Origin of the sequence: Ornithinibacillus bavariensis, assembly GCF_018333235.1 — a bacterium.
GTDB lineage: Bacteria > Bacillota > Bacilli > Bacillales > Amphibacillaceae > Ornithinibacillus > Ornithinibacillus bavariensis.
Genome location: NZ_BORP01000015.1, coordinates 1 through 756 on the forward strand (window position 1 = coordinate 1; position 756 = coordinate 756).

General features: G+C 36.4%; 1 pseudogene. It reads right to left on the reverse strand.

From position 1 onward, the window contains the following. Positions 1–756: pseudogene (locus KI338_RS17535) on the reverse strand (transposase); the annotation flags it as partial.

Consider the following 756-nt stretch of genomic DNA (forward strand, 5'->3'; position numbering starts at 1 on the left):
AAAAGAGGCTGGGACATAACTAGCCAAAAATAAATAGAAATGGTTCCAATCATCTAAAAACTGGTGCTTGGAACCATTTTTTTGGTTTGTTTTCAATATTCATTGGTAAATTAGGTGTTCTGGCGGTAAACTTTCTCATGTTTACCGCCATGAACGCAAATCCTAATTCATTTATTACCTTCTCTTTGCCCCTTACGGACATCCGAGTGAAACGCAAATTAGCCTTCAAAAATCCGAAGACTGGTTCCACATCAATTTTACGTTTTCCATAGATTTCACCAGTTTCTTTTTTTGAAAGCTGCTCTTTTATATATTCTTTTTGTTGTTCCCATTTCTCATTATAAAAGATTTTCCGATTACTTTCGGCTTTCGCCTTGGTACATAAAGAACGTAATGGACATCCAGAACAGTCCTCGCATTCATATACCTTAAATGAACGTGTAAAACCGTATTTGTCGGTTCGTTTAGAGAGATATCGGAACGTTAATGTTTTATTATTTGGACAGGTGAAAGAATCATCCACTTCATTGTATTTCCAATTGGCTAAGTTGAAAGGGTCATTCTTCTTTTTCTTCTCATTTCGATATTGGTTATAGGTAATTAGTGGCGTCCGTTTTCGATGGGAGAGAACATCCTCATAATTTTGTTCACTTCCATATCCTGCATCAGCTACAATGTACTTTGGTAACGAGAAGAACTTCTGTTCAATCGTATTCAGGAAAGGAATAAATGTACGTGTATCTGTCGGATTGGGAA